This window comes from Arthrobacter parietis (assembly GCF_039530425.1).
Classification (GTDB): domain Bacteria; phylum Actinomycetota; class Actinomycetes; order Actinomycetales; family Micrococcaceae; genus Arthrobacter_D; species Arthrobacter_D parietis.
In genome coordinates this window covers 1,550,057-1,564,574 of sequence record NZ_BAAAON010000001.1, presented here as the reverse complement: position 1 = coordinate 1,564,574, position 14,518 = coordinate 1,550,057, and the positions used below count along the sequence as shown (strand labels likewise).

The window sequence follows — 14,518 nt, the reverse complement described above, 5'->3', positions numbered from 1 at the left end:
GCATCGATTGCCGCATGAAGGTCGACCAGGAACTTCGGCTTATCGGGCTCGATTAGTACTTGGCTTTTCCGCGGACGCTTGCGCATATTCGGCTACCCTCCCTGCGTGCCTCTTCAGTCTGCCAGCGTTCAAGACGCACGTGTGGTCATTCGAGGCCAGGCCATGAATCCTTCCGAACCGAGGTGATCCTAGATTCTTCGATGCTCAACGGTCCAAAGTGGTGCTGTAGCAACTGACATTGTGGGAACAAGCCGCTTTCGGATCGAGGCCGAGTGAAACTGTACATATACGCCGCCGTGGGTCTGCTCCTCACGGCTGGGGTGATCAGCTTCTTCCTGAAAAACTGGGATGTACTCATCGGGGTTTCGCTCGGGCTAGCCTTTGTCTTCGTATGCGACTTGGGCATCGAATGGAGTGCCAGATACTCGGAAGAAACCGAGAGACATCGCGAGAAACTGTTGGGCAAGAAAGCCTCCGAGACGACGTACTACTACTTCGATGATGACGGCGAAGAAACGCCTTCCCCAGACTCCGATGGCAAGAAGAGCCCGAGTGAGTAAGTCCGCGTCGGATCCCTCACCGTTCGAGCACTGGGCTTGGGTAGTCTGTAGCGATCATCTCAGTCTCGTCTTTGGGGGAAGCTAGTGCAGGTTGGTGGGATCGATTTCGTTATTGTCATGCTCGTTCTGTGGATTCTTTTGATCGCAGTTGTTGCCTTTGTCCTGTACTGGATCATTCGATTAGCCGTGAAACACGGCTTGCGGTCGTACCACGAGGGCGCCGACCAAGGGTCCAAGAAATAGTCAGCGCACGCCTTGTTTTGTCATTGTGTGCGGATGTCGCCGTTGCAGTGACCTCGGCGCTGGACGGTTACCGCGAAATTGCTCCGCTCCTGCATCCCGACCACAAATGAAGGAGACGGTATGTCCGACACGAGCGGTGCTTCCCATGACCGAGGCCCGACATTCGACGGGATAAAAATCGGTCGGCCAGCAACCGGCGCCCTCATCGACGCTGGTTACAACTCGCTGCCGGACCTGCCCGCCGACCTTGATGAGTTGAGGGACATCCATGGAGTCGGCCCAAAAGCCCTAAAGCTACTGAAGGATGCACGCAATCTGTAACCGGCAGGGTGATTGCATGGAAGCGACCGTCTGGGCTGAGCCGATGGTTCACCGGACGTGGCGAGAGGCCACGATAAGGCGCTCAACGGCGTCAGCCAGTTCTGAAACGGGTCGCCGACCGTCAAGTTCAAGAGTTGCGCCCTGTCGTAGCAGCGGTTCGACGTCGAGGACCTGCTGGCGGATCACGGACTGCTCTGTCTCTGCGTTGCCGTAGGGGTTGTTGGTACGAACCGCTACGCGCTCGATGAGCACTTCCACCGGTGCGCTGAGGAGTACGACGGCCTCGAAACGGTCATAAAAGTGTCCCTGGTTTTCGACAGTTCCCGAGACGACCACAGACAAGTTCGAGGCGAGGTACGCGGCCATGCGCATTTCGTCCCAGGTACCGTCGGCAAGCACCCAGCCGTCATAGTCGGTGTCGAGCGTCTGGAAGCCCCGTCGGGACAGCTCGCCCAGCACCGTTGTCTTTCCCGTGCCCGACATGCCGGTTATCAAGACTCGAGACATGAATTCAGCGTAGCGACCCAACAGTTGCCCGGAAATCGGACCACACCTTGCGGATCCCGCAGCGAACACTCTTCGCGTTTAGCTTCTGGGGTTCTTGTTGCGATGGAGCCGGACCGTGGCGATAGCCAGCAGGATTGCGCCAGTCGCACCAATACCGCCACCGAGAATGAGCAAAAGCCCAGGGAGGATAGGCACCGAATTCGGGTGAAGCATCCTTGAGTACAGCATCAAAGCGAACATAGCCGCCACAAGGGTCGCTCCAATAGCCATGATGATCATGCCGATCAGCCTTAAATCCTTCATTTCCCCCTTAATTTTCGGATCGTACCTTCCTTGCAGCGTTACCCGCTTCTTGAATCCCGCCCAAAGTCCTGGTCTGGCAGCTTTGCACTGACTTGGCCCCGATCAGTCACCTTGTATGGCTTGCCGTCTTTGTCATATGTGGTCCATTGCCCCACCGGCTCGCCGGCGTCGAAATATCCAGACCGTTTTACGGTGCCATCTATTCGGTACCACTCCCAGTAGCCGACCGGATTCCCATTCTCGATGCGTCCCTTCGACCACCGGGTAGTACCGTTCGCGTGGTACTTGACGGTGTAACCATCGATGACTTCAGACTTCTTCGCGTTTGCAGCCATCCGCCTACTCTATGCCCGGGAAATTTCACAAACGGGAACAGGCGTTCAGCGCCTGGTCTCGTACCTGGCCACGACCACATCATTGGGGAACGTCCGGATTTCTACCAGGCTTAGGTTCACCCAGTTGTCCAGGGCCGTGAAGAACGGCGTGCCGCCGCCCACCAACACGGGATGGGTGACGAGTACATACTCGTCGATTAGGCCTGCCCGCATGGCCGCCGATGCGAGGGTGGCGCCGCCGATGTCCATGCGGCCGCCGTCGTCGGCTTTGAGCCGGGTGATCTCGGCAACCGCGTCGCAGGTAACCAAGCGGGCGTTCCAGTCAACCGTGCTGATTGTCGAGGAGAACACCACTTTCGGCATTTCCCGCCAGCGGCCCGCATACTCAAGCTGCGCCGGTGTTGCGCCTGGCTGCTGGTCCGCCGTCGGCCAGTGTGAGCTCATCGTCTCCCACAGTTTGCGCCCGTACAGCGCCAAATCCGTCGACACCACGCGGTCGGACCACCATTGGAACAGCTCGTCGCTCGAAACACCCCAGCCGAGCCCGTCACCCGGCGCAGCGATATAGCCGTCCAAGCTCAGATTCATGGCGAAGGTCAGGTTGCGCATGGCATCGGTCTTCCCGGGACGGCATCCATCAGCGCGCCCTTTCTCGCACCAACTCTGCGATGAGGGCGGGCTTCTCGAGGCCGGGCAGGTGTGCCACCTCGGGTAAGACCTGTACGGCCCCTTGCCCGATCCGGCGTGCTGTCTCCTCGTAGAACGGCACATCACAGGGCAGATCGAGATCACCCCAGGTGCACAGCACCGGCACGCTCACCTCACCAAGTCGGGTCCAGGCATCAGTACCGCTGCTGCCGGCTGAGTCTGGCGCAGCGACCGCGAGAATCTTCCGGTTCATCGCATTGAAGAGGTCCCGGGCTTCACCCGCGACTCGGCCTTCTGCGGCCCTTGGCCCATCCAGCCAGAGATGAGCAAGCGCACGAATCCTGTCGTCATCTGTCGCCTTGGGGTCATCTGCGCGCGCCATGAGCGGTCCGGACGCGTCATCCGGCTGCCAGTCAAACGGAGTGTCCTCGTCGGTCATGCCAGACACCGCAGCACCGATGATTACCAGTCCCTTGACTCGATCAGGGTGCATCAGCGCAGTATCGAGCGCGACTGCCCCACCCATCGAGTTGCCAACGAGGAGGACTCGCTCGAGGCCCAGATTGTCGATGATAGTGAACAGGTCCTCAACGTGTGTAAATGACGAAGACTCTGCAGCGGCCGGGGTGTCACCATAACCCCTCCGATCATATGCGACGAGGTCGAAACCATCTCCCTGGAGCTCAGCCGCAACCGCGATCCAGGAACGTCTATCCGCTACTCCAGCGTGTAAGAAGACGATTGCAGGTCCCGGGGCTTGCCACCGGCTCACAGCGAGCTGGCTGCCATCCGAAGCCTCGACCAGGAGGTGCTGGGGATTCATGGGCCCAAACTTACTTCAAACATGAGGCGATCGTCAGGGGTTCATGTTCACAGCGGCGGTTCACCGGGCTGGGGTGGCGTTGCGTCGTCGTCGGCTTTCGACAACGTGAATATCCCATAGCGCATCGCGCCGGTGCGGTAGGCCAGGATCAGACGCGGGATGCTTAGAACGAAGATGCGATTGCGCGCTCTGAAAGCGAGGCGCCGGGTGTCACGGTCGAGGAGCAAGGCCTTCACAAGTCGACGGGCGCAAATCGTCCAGGTGCGCGCAACCCGGCCGCTGACATCCTCATAGTCAGTGACCACGAAACCCGCCGCCATTGCCATCGCCTCATACTCCTCGCGAGTGCCCATCGAGGGCAGGCGTCCCTCGCGGCAAATCGGCTCGAGCAGGTGCCGAACCTTCCAACCGCTTGCATCTGTCTCCGCGAGCCACGCGCAGACGACCAAGCGGCCGCCAGGCGCCAGCACGCGATGCGCCTCGGCGAAAAACCGGGGCTTGTCGACCATGTGCTCGCTCGACTCGATCGCCCATGCGGCATGGGCCGAGGCGTCGCTCAGCTCGTTGTCGAGCCAGTCGCGAACTTGAATGTCCACGTTGGGTTCGGGATGCTCGGCAGCGTAGTGGGCCTGTTCAGCGGAGAGGGTGAAGCCGGTGACGTGAACCTTACGTGTCTCAGCGAGCTGCCGAGCGGTGGAACCATAGCCGCAGCCGATATCAACGCATTCGTCGCCAGGCGTCAAGTTCAGTCGATCGCCGACCGTCTCAGCCAGTGCGACGACGGCCTCGGCGGGTGTCTCACGCCCCGTCGCCCAGAGCCCATGATGGACATGATCGCCCCATACGTGCCGGTAAACCGGATCGAGCTCGTCGTAGTGATCGGCGACTGCCACGGCGTTTTGAACGGTGTTGGGAAGGATCACGCGATCACACTACAGCGCTGATTCGTCCCATCGGAAGGTCTCAGGGTGTCCGGCGGCATCAACCGTCCTCTGAAGCAACCGCCGGAGGTTCAGTCAGTCCCTCCACGCAGCACGTCGACATGCACATGATCGAGGTGGCGCAGGATCTCGTTGCTCGGGTCAGGTGCGTCGTAGTCGTGCCATCCACCGCGAGCCAGGTGCGCGCTCCAGAACCGATCGTCGAAGATGACGTACTGAATGTCGAACTCTTCGGCATGAGCCACAAGCCAATGGGCCAGAATCCACCCTTCGCGCCGGTTTTCCTCGGTCACCGGACGGAAGAAGACGTCAATGGCGCGTCCGTCATAGTGGGTCGAGTCAGCTCCGTGCCCCTGACCGACACCTCCCGGAGCAAACCCGCCTAGGCTCTGGTCACCGAACACCTCCATCATCGCCACGCGCAACTGCTCCGCGCGCGGCGTCAGCCCGGTGGCAGTCAACTGCTGTTCGGGCAGGTCGCTGGCCGCTGATCCGCGGCAGCTCAAGCTGGGACCGGCGTCCTCGGGCGGGCCCTCGGCCAGCCGCTGCAATACCGCCTCGTCAATGGTGGAAGTGTCCGGAGCGTCCATACCGCGAGCCAACAGCGCCACGGCCGTCGTCGCCAGCTGAGCCTCGTCACGGTTGAGTCCAACTTCTCCTTCCGAAGTCTCCACCGTGCATTCAGCGAGTCCCAGCAGAGAGCCGCCGCCCGCCTGCAAGCCGTCGACCAATCGGGGACCGAGGAACACCACCGAGGCGAGCAGCGCGAGCAACACAGCGCTGGTCACAGTGATCCTGCGTACGATGACGTGTGCCTTCCGGTGGATCGCGGAACTTCAGCGAAAGCGAACTTCAATGTGAAGACTTAACCGCCAGTCGAAGCTGATAGTTCCGGTCACGAGCCGACGGCGGAGTACTCCCCATTGAGTTCATCGGCAACGCGCTCAATGTCCCAGGTTGATGGCTCACCCGTTGCCACATCCGTCAGTCTCTGCTCCGAGGTCAGTTTGCCTTCATCTGCAGGCACAATCGGCCTGCCAGCCGGATCAGCTTCACACTGCAGCACTTCGTCGACCGCTGCGTAAGCGTCATCCATGGAACTGAAGGTCGCCAGACCGTCGTCGTCGCTTTGGTTCTGGCCTGAGCACGCTGTCAGGAGGACAGCGGCAAGGAGAGCCGTCGCTACTGAGCCGGTGAGACGTCGTCGTCCTATCACTTTTGAACCCCCATATGCGTGTTGACAGCACTCTTCCACTAACCCGCCCACAGGTGAAGCCTTCGCGCGCCGTCGAAACCGCAGACGCCCTTTCACTAGCCCGGCTGATGTGTCTATGGTGGAGATAAAGCGAGGAAGGGAGAACCGATGACTTCGGATCGGGTTCGGCAGACCGGCGTGACGGTTGCCTTTGTTCTGTGCATCATCGGCACCGCCATCGGTTCCGGCGCGCTCGGCGGCATACCGATCGACGAGGCCGCCGGCGGCGCACTCAGCTCGGACGCCACGCTCCTGGCACCGGCCGGCGCGGCGTTCAGCATCTGGAGCGTCATCTACGCAGGCCTGGGCGCGTACACCGTCTACCAGTGGTTCCCCTCGCAGCGCACCGCGCGCCGCCAGCGCCGCCTCGGCTGGTGGGTTGCCGCGTCGATGCTGCTCAACGCCGCGTGGATCCTGTCGATCCAGGCCGGCCTACTTGGCGGCAGCGTCCTGGTCATTCTCGTCCTGCTCGCAGTGCTGGCTGTTCTCTTCGCCATCTTCACCGCCACGAAGCCCACCTCCACGATCGACGGAATCGTCACGGACGGCACGCTCGGACTCTACCTGGGCTGGGTCTGCGTGGCGGTCTGCGCGAACATCACCGCAGCTCTCGTCGCAGGGGGCTTCGGCGGCTTCGGCATCCCACCGGCGGCCTGGGCCGCAATCGTTCTCGCCGTCGTCGCCGGAATCGGCGTGCTCCTCGCATTTCGCGGCAGCGGACGCTTTGCGATTGCGGCTGCCATCTGTTGGGGGCTGGCCTGGATCGTGGTGGGGCGCACCTTCGGCGCGCCGGAATCGACGACGACGGCGGTTGCGGCAGGACTCGCGGCGGTCACCGTCATCCTCACAACCGTTGCGGTCAGAGCCAGGCGGCGGTCACATCCCGCGACTGGCAGCTGACGCTAGCCTCAGGGCTTCCGCTTCTGCGGATAGGGCGCCTCGTGCCGTGCGAGCATGTCCACGAAGGCCTCGATTCTTTTCCTCCGCCCGGCCTCTGTCTTCAGCTGACCGAGCCGGAAGATGAGCGCATACCGGTTCTGGGAGGTGAGCACATCGAACATCGCCTGCGCGTCCGGATTCACCGCTATTGCGGCTGCAAGATCATCCGGCACGACGGCGGTGGCAGACCCCGCATACGCGCGCTCCCACCGGCCGTTGGCCTTTGCCCGTTCGACGGCGGCGCGACCCGCATCCCGCATCTTGCCTTCAGCTTCCAGCCGTTCAATGTGCCCTACATTTCGCAGCGACCAGATGCTCTGCGGCCCGCGAGGCGTGAATCGCTGGAAGCTGCTCTCGCCGTCGCGCTTTCTGGCCTGGCCGTCAATCCAACCGAAACACAACGCCTCGTCGAGGGCAGTAGCCCAGGTCAGGGTGGTCACCGCTCCACCCTTCTTGTGGAGGACCAGCCACACGCCCGACGACGACGCATGGTTCTCCTCCAGCCACACCCGCCAGCGCTGGGCATCGGGCAGGAGGAGTTCGGGCAGTTCAGCGGCCATGGGTTGAGAGTACTGAACGCCGTGTTGCGCTAGATTGCAGACGGCACATCCAGGTGGAGGAGAAGTAAATGCTCAGGGTACGACCCATCGTTTTCACCCCGAACTTCGACGCCTTCTCGGAGCTGTTCGCCGCTCTCGGATTGCGCCAGGTCGAGGATGCACCGGGTTGGCGGGTTTTCGCCGCGGACAGTGGGCACGTTGCCCTGCACGTTGCACACCAGCTGTCAGTGAGCTTCAGCTTCGAGGTCGGGGCCGTCTCCGAGTTCGCCCGCCGTAACGCTGAAGCAGGGACAGCCGCCGTCGTTATTGACACTGCAGATGGGCCGGCAGCGCAGGTTACCGCGGAGGACGGGCGGACGTTCCTCGCCTATGAGGCCGCGCTCCGCGGTACAGCGCCCGCGGAGGAAGGGCTGGCGGTTATGCCCATCTGGTTGGCGACGAACGTGGCAGCCGCCGCGAAGGTGTTCAGTGACATCGGCGCCCGAAAGCGGTTCAGCTCGGAGGCGGGGTCCCGGGTGGACTTAACGGCGAAGAACGGCGGCCTGATCGCGGTTCACGGAGCCGACAAGGGCAGCACGGAGCTCGCCTTCGAGTTCTCCGGCGACGTGGAGATCCTGCAGCCGCGCATCCCCACCGCGACGATCCTGATCGATGAGAACTACGGGCGATCCCTGCGACTTCCCAACCCGGACGGCGGCGAGATCCGGGTCAAGCAGCGGCAGGAAGACCTCAACGACTACACCAAAAACACCGCTTCCTGAGCGTCCCCCGCTATTCAGCCATTGGCCGAAGTGCAGCGAGTCAGGGACGCCGCAGCCCTTCTCTGCTATAAAACAGAAGGTATGAACCTGCGCACCCCAGACCCCAACCCCGGCTGGCTCAATGAGGATGACCTCTACGAAGCACGCCGCCGGCTGCCCATGGTCTATGTTGAGGCCATCCCGGTCCGATGCGATTCCCTCGGGTATGTCACCGAGGTGGGGTTGCTGCTGCAGGCCAATGACCAGGGCGAGATGGTGCGCACCTTCGTATCCGGCCGCGTGATGTACCGGGAAACTATTCGGGCCGCCCTGCTGCGGCACCTCGAGAAGGACCTCGGGCCCTTCGCGCTCCCCCAGCTGCCGCCTTGCCCCACGCCGTTCACTGTTGCGGAGTATTTCCCCTCCCCCTCCGAGACCGGGTTGACCGATGACCGGCAGCACGCCGTCGCGTTGGCGTACCTCATTCCGGTCACGGGCGAATGCAACCCGCGGCAGGATGCCCTGGAATTGACGTGGCTGACGCCCGAGGAAGCTCTCAGCCCCGCAGTCAGCGCCGAGTTCTCCGGCGGACGCGACAGCCTCCTGCGCCAGGCCCTCGCCTACGCCGGTTGGGGCCGCTGAGGCGTTACCGTTTCTTTATCGACCGGTTCCGTTCGAACCGGGGCAACAGGTGCAGTGAGGCAGGACTTCCCAATGATCGACAGCGACGTGGACGCGCAGCTACAACCGCTCGCCGCCGAGGCCGTGAAGGCCGGCCGCAAACTCCTCCTTCCGGGAGGCGAGCGCACCAGTGAAGTGGTGGACACCGCCGTCGAGCATGATGATTTCGGTGTTCCGGCCATTGTGGTGGCCACGCTTGAGTCGGGTGAAACGGTGCGGATTGCCACCGGATCGACCGTCCAGGCGGAGGCGCCCGATGAACTCGCGCACATCGTCACCGACGAGGGGTCGCCGGAGGCGCTGGTCGCCCACGTCGCCGCCATCCATGCCGAGAGCCCGCGTGTGAATGAGCTCGCCGAACGGCTCACCCGCGGCGTCAATTTCAAGTCGGGCAGCAGTCTGCAGGACATCCGGGACCTCGCGTTGACGCTGTACGTGGACCTCTCCGACGCCACGAGCGCGCTCCGGGTCTGCGACCTGCTCACGGACCAGCCGTTTGACGGCAACTTCGGCCGCTGGAATTTGATCGAGGGCTGCCTGGCGCTCGCTGCGCACCTCACCCAGGACGACGGCGACGGTTCCCGTGCCGCTGGGTATTCAGCTGCGCTTCGAACAGCCGACGACGCCGAGACAGACCCGCTGAAGGCGAAACTCGCTGCTGCAGTGCGTCAGCGGCAGCTGAACGAGCCGAACCTGTATGACCGGGAAATCGCGCGGTCCGCGAAGAACCCCGCGGCCGAGAAGGACTGGCGGGGCCTGCGCCTGACAGTCCTGCTGTACCTGCGGGCGCACGGCGGCTCTGAGACCCTTGGGGCTGAAGCGCTGGACCGGCGCATCGGGCATGAGTTGCTCGCCATTCGTGCACTGAACGGGAAAACCGCCGCCTCTGGTTAGCCTGCAGGTGCGGGAGTAGAGTGGCGCGCATGAGCGAGCAGGCGGATTCCCTCACACAGTCCAGCACCGAACAGCACCCTGCGCAGGAGGTGCCGGTTGCAGATTCAAACCCGTTGAGCGTGCACATCAACGCGGACGCCCGGCAAATCTGGCTCATGCTCCGGGAACCGCGCCTGGTCCGGCAGTGGCACGGCTGGGAAGCCGACACCCTGGACGAGGAAATTCAGTCCATTTTCTTTGCGCCGTCAGTGGTTGAAGGACCCAACCATACGTTCCTGACCGTCAACGGAGGTGACACGTTCCGGATCGAACCGGTGCAGGACGGCTGTGTGGTCACGATTGAGCGGGTTGAAGCCGAGGCTGATGAGATCACGGAGGGCTGGATCACTTTCCTCCAGCAGCTGCGTTTTGCGCTCGAGCGGCACCCCTCCAGCTCCCGGCGCACCGCATTTTTCATGGGTGAGCCGGCTGACGGCGGTTCGATCATCGGGAAGCTGAGTGCCGAGCAGCTACAGCAGCCCGGGGACTCCTACTCCCTCAACCTCCCGGACGGGCATGAGCTGACCGGATCGGTGTGGTTCCGCACGGAGAACCAGGTGGGTTTGACGGTCTCGGAGTACGCCGATCATGGCGAGGGGCTGGTGATCCTCGCCGATCAGCCATCTCTCGAAGGCCCGGGGTCCAGCCTCGTTGTCATCTCAACTTATGGTCTGGGGGCGAAGTCACTGCGCACTGCCTGGGGTAGTTGGGATGCTTTCCGGCGGCAGCACTACCCGTCTTCGGGTCCCCTCGAGACCTCGCAGCTGGACAGCTAGCTTCTTCCCTGACGCGGGCGCCTCCGTCTATTCCTGAGAAGATGGGCGGGTGCCACAATCAGACTTTTCGTTCTCCATCGGTAAACGCCTCAGCGAGACCACCGCGTCCGGCGAGGGCCTGCATGGCCGCACCGGGACCATCACCACTCCCCATGGCGAGATTCAGACGCCGGCCTTCATCGCCGTCGGGACCAAGGCCACCGTGAAGGCAGTGCTCCCGGAGTCCATGAGGGAGGCCGGCGCGCAGGCGCTGCTCGCCAACGCCTACCATCTCTACCTGCAGCCGGGAGCGGACGTTCTTGACGAGGCCGGCGGGCTGGGGAAGTTCATGAACTGGAATGGGCCTACCTTCACCGATTCGGGCGGCTTCCAGGTGATGAGCCTGGGGTCGGGATTCAAGAAGGTCATCACCATGGACTCGGCAGCAGCTGCCGAGCACGCCGGGGATGATGACCGCGTTGCGGTGGGCAAGGAGCGCCTTGCCCACATCGACGACGACGGCGTGTGGTTCGTCTCGCACCTCAACGGAGACCGGCACAGATTCACCCCGGAGATTTCGATGCAGGTGCAGCACCAGCTCGGAGCCGACGTCATGTTCGCGTTCGATGAGCTGACCACCCTGATGAATTCGCGGGGGTATCAGGAGGAGTCACTGGAGCGGACCCGGTTGTGGGCGGAGCGGTGCATCGCCGAGCATGAGCGGCTGACCGACGTGCGGTCGGACAAGCCGTACCAGGCGCTGTTCGGCGTGATTCAGGGAGCACAGTATGAAGATCTCCGGCGGAAGGCTTCGCGCGATCTCGGGGAGATGAATTTCGACGGGTTCGGTGTCGGAGGCGCACTAGAGAAGGAGAACCTCGGTACCATTTTGGGCTGGTGCGCGGATGAGTTGCCGGAATCGAAGCCGAGGCATCTGCTGGGCATCTCGGAGCCGGACGATCTGTTCACGGGTATTGAGAACGGCGCGGACACCTTTGACTGCGTCTCCCCCACCCGGGTTGCCCGGAACTCAGCGTTCTACGTGCCCGATGGTCGGTGGAACCTGTCCAATGCCCGGTTCAAGCGCGACTTCACGCCCCTCATGGAGGGCTGCGACTGCTACACCTGCACCCACTACACCCGGGCCTACATTCACCACCTGTTCAAGGCCAAGGAGATGGTCTCGGCAACGCTGATCTCGATCCACAACGAGCGGTTTGTGATCCGGATGGTCGACGACGCCCGGGCCGCGATCGAGGACGGAACGTACTTCGACCTCAAGGCCGAGGTGCTGGGCCGCTACTACGCGTTGAAGCGCTAGCTCGCACTCTCGCCCGCGCACCCCGCACCGCCACGCACCCCGTCTCTTCCGCCCTCCTCTCCACCCTCCCGCAAAAGCGCCGTTCTTGTGCAGGATCGTGGGGACGTCCCCACGATCCTGCACAACGTCGGCGTCTTTGCGTACTGGACGCAGAGGTTTATCCACAAATGCGCGACGACGGCCACGGGGCCACGCTTCGCCGGTCAAGCTAGTGCAATGGACGCGAACGCATACTCCTGGCTGAGCGGATCGGCCCGTTCCTGGCGCACCACCGAGCTGGAGCAGATGGGGGTCAGCCGCCGCGCGATCACGCGACTGGTCGAGCGGGGCATCCTCGTCCGTCTGCAGGTCAACGCCTATGTGCCAATAAAGTACTGGAGATCCCTGACCGAAGCTGAGCAGGATCGGTTCAGGATCACAGCCCACAGCCGTGCCAGCCATGCGCTGACGCAAGCCGCGTATAGCCATACGTCCGCAGCACGCGTTCACGGCCTCAGCCTGTGGGATGTGGACAGCAGGATTCACATCACGCAGCCGCTTTCCGGATCATCGCGGGAGCACAACGCTGATGTTGTTCGACACCGAGCAAAGCTGCTGCCCGGCGAGGTGGACATGGTCGACGGGTTGCAGGTTACCTCGCGCGCCCGCACCGTTGTGGACTCGGCCAGACTGTTGTCCTACAGGCAGGGGCTGATCACTGCGGATCACGCGCTTCATCTGGGTGTCCAGCGCGCCGAGCTACACCAGGTCCTTCAACGCCAGGCAGGCTACAAGGGCGTACAGATTGCTCGTGAGGTCGTGGAGAATGCCAGCGTCCTGTCTGAGTCAGCGGGTGAGTCCCTTACCGCGCACCTGATAGCCGGCATGCCGATACCCCAGCCGGAACAACAGTTGGTCGTGCGCACCCGATTTGGTGAGCACCGCATCGATTTCGGTTGGCGCGAGCAGAAGCTTGCCCTCGAGTTTGACGGCAAGACAAAGTACTTCGACTACGCTCCGACCCCCGAGGTGCTGTTTCAGGAGCGTCGACGTGAGAAGGCACTCATGGAACAGGGGTGGGTTTTCATCAGGCTCGAGTGGGCGGACCTGTTTCAGGAAGCCACCCGGGGGAGAATTCTGAAAGCGTGGTGGAACTGCGCCAGGAGTGCCGCGTAGTGACAGGATCGTGGGGACGTCCCCACGATCCTGCACAACAACGGCACTTTTGCGGAGGGCGGCGCAAGGGGACGGGGTTCTTGACGGGCGCCGCTAGGCGGCCGCGTAGCTCGGTTCCCGACGCTTCACCCAGCGGATGGCCGCGGTCGTGACCGGCAGCAGGAGCACCTCCACCAGCGTCTTGTAGACGAAGCCGAAGAAGAGGTAATTCAGAAACGTCGGGAAATCCGTAATGCCGATCACCGAAGCGGCAATGGCGCAGAAGATCAGCGTGTCAGCGAATTCCCCGACACCGGTCGAGGCGATGAGGCGGGCCACCATGCTGCGCTCGCCGAACCGCGACTTCATCCGCACCAGCACCAGCGAGTTGAGCGTCTGCCCCACAACGAACCCCAGCAGAGACGCGAGCACAATCAGCGGTACCGGACCGAGCGCCAACTCCAGCGCTTCCTGCTTGGCGAGACCAAAGTCATCGTCGAACCCCGGCAGCGCAATGATGACGGCGTAGGCGAGCGATGCAAAGACCGACAGCACAAACGTCACGATGATCCCGAGCCGGGCGGCCTTGAAGCCGTACACCTCGCTGATGACGTCACCGATGATGTACGCGAGCGGGAAGAGGAAGAACCCGCCGTCCGTGATGATGCTGAAGTCGCCGATGATCGGCCCGATCACTACACCTTTCGATGCGCCGATATTGGAAAGGATGACGACGACGGCAAGAACCGCCAGCATGATCGAGAAGTTTGCGCTGCCGGCGGTCGCGTAACGCGCGCGGGCATGGTCCTGCAGTTGAGTCATTGTTTCTCATTCGTGGAAGTGGTTCGCGCAGCCCAAAGGGCCCGCTGTATTAGCACTGTCGCCCGGCTGCCCCCAGGCGTCTGATAATTGTCCCACGTCGGCCGGTGAGCGGTCGCGGAGCATCGAATTGAACATGTGCAGGGCCAGTCCCTACATTGAACTGAACACGTTCACAAAGGAGCGGCCGTGCAGCACCTCCACCAGCACGACGACGACGCGCAGCCGGCTCCGCATCATAATGGCGCCGGCCGCGCCCGCCGGGTTGCCTTCGGCCCGTTCGCGCTGCTGACCGGAACGGGGGTCACTCACCTTTTGCTGGCGACTGCTGTCGGCATAAGTTTTGGCTGGTCAATGCCGTGGGAGACGTTTTCCTTCGTAGCGCTTGCAGCCATCTTAGGTATCCCCATCACGGTCGTCGGATTCGGCGTCGCGCTGCTCCTCGGCCTCGCCCTGCGGCCGGTGGCCAATCAGGTGCTGCACATCGCGGCATTCTTCGGGGTCTTCGCGCTCCTATCCACGCTCATTACTCTCATCGCGGGCGGCGGCGGATTCGAATCCTTTGCGACGGGTGCTGTGGTCGGGACTGCTGCCGCCGCCGGCCGGGCAAGCGTCTGGAAACTCGTCACGATCTACCCGGAGAAAGCCGAGACAAGCGGGGCACGATCGGGATAATCTGCAGCCAACGTCGTTCAGAGCA

The 14,518-nt window shown here is 62.7% G+C and carries 20 protein-coding genes; 10 read left to right on the top strand and 10 right to left on the bottom strand.

The window, feature by feature from the left end; translation table 11 throughout:
- Positions 1-272: 272 nt before the first annotated feature.
- Complete coding sequence (locus ABFX19_RS07475) at positions 273-560, top strand: hypothetical protein (protein WP_346027939.1); 288 nt, start codon at positions 273-275, stop codon at positions 558-560.
- Between the two features lie 363 nt (positions 561-923).
- The gene (locus tag ABFX19_RS07470; RefSeq protein WP_346027938.1) at positions 924-1,124 is read left to right on the top strand and encodes a helix-hairpin-helix domain-containing protein; all 201 of its coding nucleotides are present in this window, start codon (positions 924-926) and stop codon (positions 1,122-1,124) included.
- A gap of 48 nt (positions 1,125-1,172) precedes the next feature.
- Here the strand turns inward: ABFX19_RS07470 and ABFX19_RS07465 are convergent, their stop codons facing one another.
- From ABFX19_RS07465 to ABFX19_RS07430, 8 genes are all read right to left on the bottom strand, one after another.
- Positions 1,173-1,631, bottom strand: a complete 459-nt coding sequence (locus ABFX19_RS07465) for an AAA family ATPase (RefSeq protein ID WP_346027937.1) — start codon at positions 1,629-1,631, stop codon at positions 1,173-1,175.
- A 78-nt stretch (positions 1,632-1,709) separates the two neighbouring features.
- Positions 1,710-1,934, bottom strand: a complete 225-nt coding sequence (locus tag ABFX19_RS07460; RefSeq protein ID WP_277359669.1) for a hypothetical protein — start codon at positions 1,932-1,934, stop codon at positions 1,710-1,712.
- Between the two features lie 38 nt (positions 1,935-1,972).
- Positions 1,973-2,269 carry a toxin-antitoxin system YwqK family antitoxin gene (locus ABFX19_RS07455; RefSeq protein ID WP_346027936.1) on the bottom strand — a complete coding sequence of 99 codons (297 nt, stop codon included), beginning with the start codon at positions 2,267-2,269 and terminating at the stop codon, positions 1,973-1,975.
- 45 nt (positions 2,270-2,314) lie between these two features.
- Entirely contained in the window at positions 2,315-2,878 is a 564-nt protein-coding gene (locus ABFX19_RS07450; RefSeq protein WP_346027935.1) for a dihydrofolate reductase family protein, read from the bottom strand.
- Positions 2,879-2,906: 28 nt separating this feature from the next.
- Complete coding sequence (locus ABFX19_RS07445; protein ID WP_346027934.1) at positions 2,907-3,740, bottom strand: alpha/beta fold hydrolase; 834 nt, start codon at positions 3,738-3,740, stop codon at positions 2,907-2,909.
- A gap of 47 nt (positions 3,741-3,787) precedes the next feature.
- On the bottom strand, positions 3,788-4,663 hold the full coding sequence (locus ABFX19_RS07440; protein WP_346027933.1) for a class I SAM-dependent methyltransferase: 876 nt from the start codon (positions 4,661-4,663) through the stop codon (positions 3,788-3,790).
- An 89-nt stretch (positions 4,664-4,752) separates the two neighbouring features.
- Complete coding sequence (locus ABFX19_RS07435; protein WP_277359674.1) at positions 4,753-5,469, bottom strand: VldE C-terminal domain-containing protein; 717 nt, start codon at positions 5,467-5,469, stop codon at positions 4,753-4,755.
- A 107-nt stretch (positions 5,470-5,576) separates the two neighbouring features.
- Positions 5,577-5,897, bottom strand: coding sequence for a hypothetical protein (locus ABFX19_RS07430; protein ID WP_346027932.1), 321 nt, complete (start codon positions 5,895-5,897; stop codon positions 5,577-5,579).
- A 147-nt stretch (positions 5,898-6,044) separates the two neighbouring features.
- Between ABFX19_RS07430 and ABFX19_RS07425 the strand changes: the two genes are divergently transcribed.
- Entirely contained in the window at positions 6,045-6,836 is a 792-nt protein-coding gene (locus tag ABFX19_RS07425; RefSeq protein ID WP_346027931.1) for a tryptophan-rich sensory protein, read from the top strand.
- Between the two features lie 8 nt (positions 6,837-6,844).
- On the opposite strand, the gene ABFX19_RS07420 is transcribed toward ABFX19_RS07425, so the two are convergent.
- The gene (locus ABFX19_RS07420; protein ID WP_277359412.1) at positions 6,845-7,435 is read right to left on the bottom strand and encodes a YdeI/OmpD-associated family protein; all 591 of its coding nucleotides are present in this window, start codon (positions 7,433-7,435) and stop codon (positions 6,845-6,847) included.
- Between the two features lie 68 nt (positions 7,436-7,503).
- Between ABFX19_RS07420 and ABFX19_RS07415 the strand changes: the two genes are divergently transcribed.
- The 6 genes from ABFX19_RS07415 to ABFX19_RS07390 all read left to right on the top strand — a co-directional run bounded on the left by ABFX19_RS07415 (position 7,504) and on the right by ABFX19_RS07390 (position 13,020).
- Positions 7,504-8,196, top strand: coding sequence for a hypothetical protein (locus tag ABFX19_RS07415; protein ID WP_346027930.1), 693 nt, complete (start codon positions 7,504-7,506; stop codon positions 8,194-8,196).
- A gap of 81 nt (positions 8,197-8,277) precedes the next feature.
- Positions 8,278-8,817 (top strand): NUDIX hydrolase family protein, encoded by a 540-nt coding sequence (locus ABFX19_RS07410; protein WP_056546148.1) that lies wholly within the window; start codon positions 8,278-8,280, stop codon positions 8,815-8,817.
- A 72-nt stretch (positions 8,818-8,889) separates the two neighbouring features.
- Entirely contained in the window at positions 8,890-9,750 is an 861-nt protein-coding gene (locus ABFX19_RS07405) for a DUF6707 family protein (protein ID WP_277359414.1), read from the top strand.
- A 29-nt stretch (positions 9,751-9,779) separates the two neighbouring features.
- Positions 9,780-10,565: an SRPBCC family protein gene (locus ABFX19_RS07400; protein ID WP_346027929.1), complete on the top strand. Its 786-nt coding sequence runs from the start codon at positions 9,780-9,782 to the stop codon at positions 10,563-10,565.
- A 49-nt stretch (positions 10,566-10,614) separates the two neighbouring features.
- A complete protein-coding gene (tgt, locus tag ABFX19_RS07395) occupies positions 10,615-11,865 on the top strand; it encodes a tRNA guanosine(34) transglycosylase Tgt (protein WP_346027928.1) in 1,251 nt (416 codons plus the stop codon).
- Positions 11,866-12,081: 216 nt separating this feature from the next.
- Positions 12,082-13,020: a type IV toxin-antitoxin system AbiEi family antitoxin domain-containing protein gene (locus tag ABFX19_RS07390; RefSeq protein WP_346027927.1), complete on the top strand. Its 939-nt coding sequence runs from the start codon at positions 12,082-12,084 to the stop codon at positions 13,018-13,020.
- Positions 13,021-13,113: 93 nt separating this feature from the next.
- On the opposite strand, the gene ABFX19_RS07385 is transcribed toward ABFX19_RS07390, so the two are convergent.
- The gene (locus ABFX19_RS07385; RefSeq protein ID WP_277359418.1) at positions 13,114-13,821 is read right to left on the bottom strand and encodes a queuosine precursor transporter; all 708 of its coding nucleotides are present in this window, start codon (positions 13,819-13,821) and stop codon (positions 13,114-13,116) included.
- Between the two features lie 186 nt (positions 13,822-14,007).
- Between ABFX19_RS07385 and ABFX19_RS07380 the strand changes: the two genes are divergently transcribed.
- Positions 14,008-14,493, top strand: coding sequence for a hypothetical protein (locus tag ABFX19_RS07380; protein WP_346027926.1), 486 nt, complete (start codon positions 14,008-14,010; stop codon positions 14,491-14,493).
- The last annotated feature ends 25 nt before the right edge of the window (positions 14,494-14,518 follow it).

Bases quoted from the DNA above. Each gene is read 5' to 3' on its own strand.
- ABFX19_RS07470 (WP_346027938.1), top strand. From the start codon at position 924: ATGTCCGACACGAGCGGTGCTTCCCATGACCGAGGCCCGACATTCGAC.
- ABFX19_RS07465 (WP_346027937.1), bottom strand. From the start codon at position 1,631: ATGTCTCGAGTCTTGATAACCGGCATGTCGGGCACGGGAAAGACAACG.
- ABFX19_RS07460 (WP_277359669.1), bottom strand. From the start codon at position 1,934: ATGAAGGATTTAAGGCTGATCGGCATGATCATCATGGCTATTGGAGCG.
- ABFX19_RS07455 (WP_346027936.1), bottom strand. From the start codon at position 2,269: ATGGCTGCAAACGCGAAGAAGTCTGAAGTCATCGATGGTTACACCGTC.
- ABFX19_RS07450 (WP_346027935.1), bottom strand. From the start codon at position 2,878: ATGCGCAACCTGACCTTCGCCATGAATCTGAGCTTGGACGGCTATATC.
- ABFX19_RS07445 (WP_346027934.1), bottom strand. From the start codon at position 3,740: ATGAATCCCCAGCACCTCCTGGTCGAGGCTTCGGATGGCAGCCAGCTC.
- ABFX19_RS07425 (WP_346027931.1), top strand. From the start codon at position 6,045: ATGACTTCGGATCGGGTTCGGCAGACCGGCGTGACGGTTGCCTTTGTT.
- ABFX19_RS07420 (WP_277359412.1), bottom strand. From the start codon at position 7,435: ATGGCCGCTGAACTGCCCGAACTCCTCCTGCCCGATGCCCAGCGCTGG.
- ABFX19_RS07415 (WP_346027930.1), top strand. From the start codon at position 7,504: ATGCTCAGGGTACGACCCATCGTTTTCACCCCGAACTTCGACGCCTTC.
- ABFX19_RS07410 (WP_056546148.1), top strand. From the start codon at position 8,278: ATGAACCTGCGCACCCCAGACCCCAACCCCGGCTGGCTCAATGAGGAT.
- ABFX19_RS07405 (WP_277359414.1), top strand. From the start codon at position 8,890: ATGATCGACAGCGACGTGGACGCGCAGCTACAACCGCTCGCCGCCGAG.
- ABFX19_RS07400 (WP_346027929.1), top strand. From the start codon at position 9,780: ATGAGCGAGCAGGCGGATTCCCTCACACAGTCCAGCACCGAACAGCAC.
- ABFX19_RS07390 (WP_346027927.1), top strand. From the start codon at position 12,082: ATGGACGCGAACGCATACTCCTGGCTGAGCGGATCGGCCCGTTCCTGG.
- ABFX19_RS07385 (WP_277359418.1), bottom strand. From the start codon at position 13,821: ATGACTCAACTGCAGGACCATGCCCGCGCGCGTTACGCGACCGCCGGC.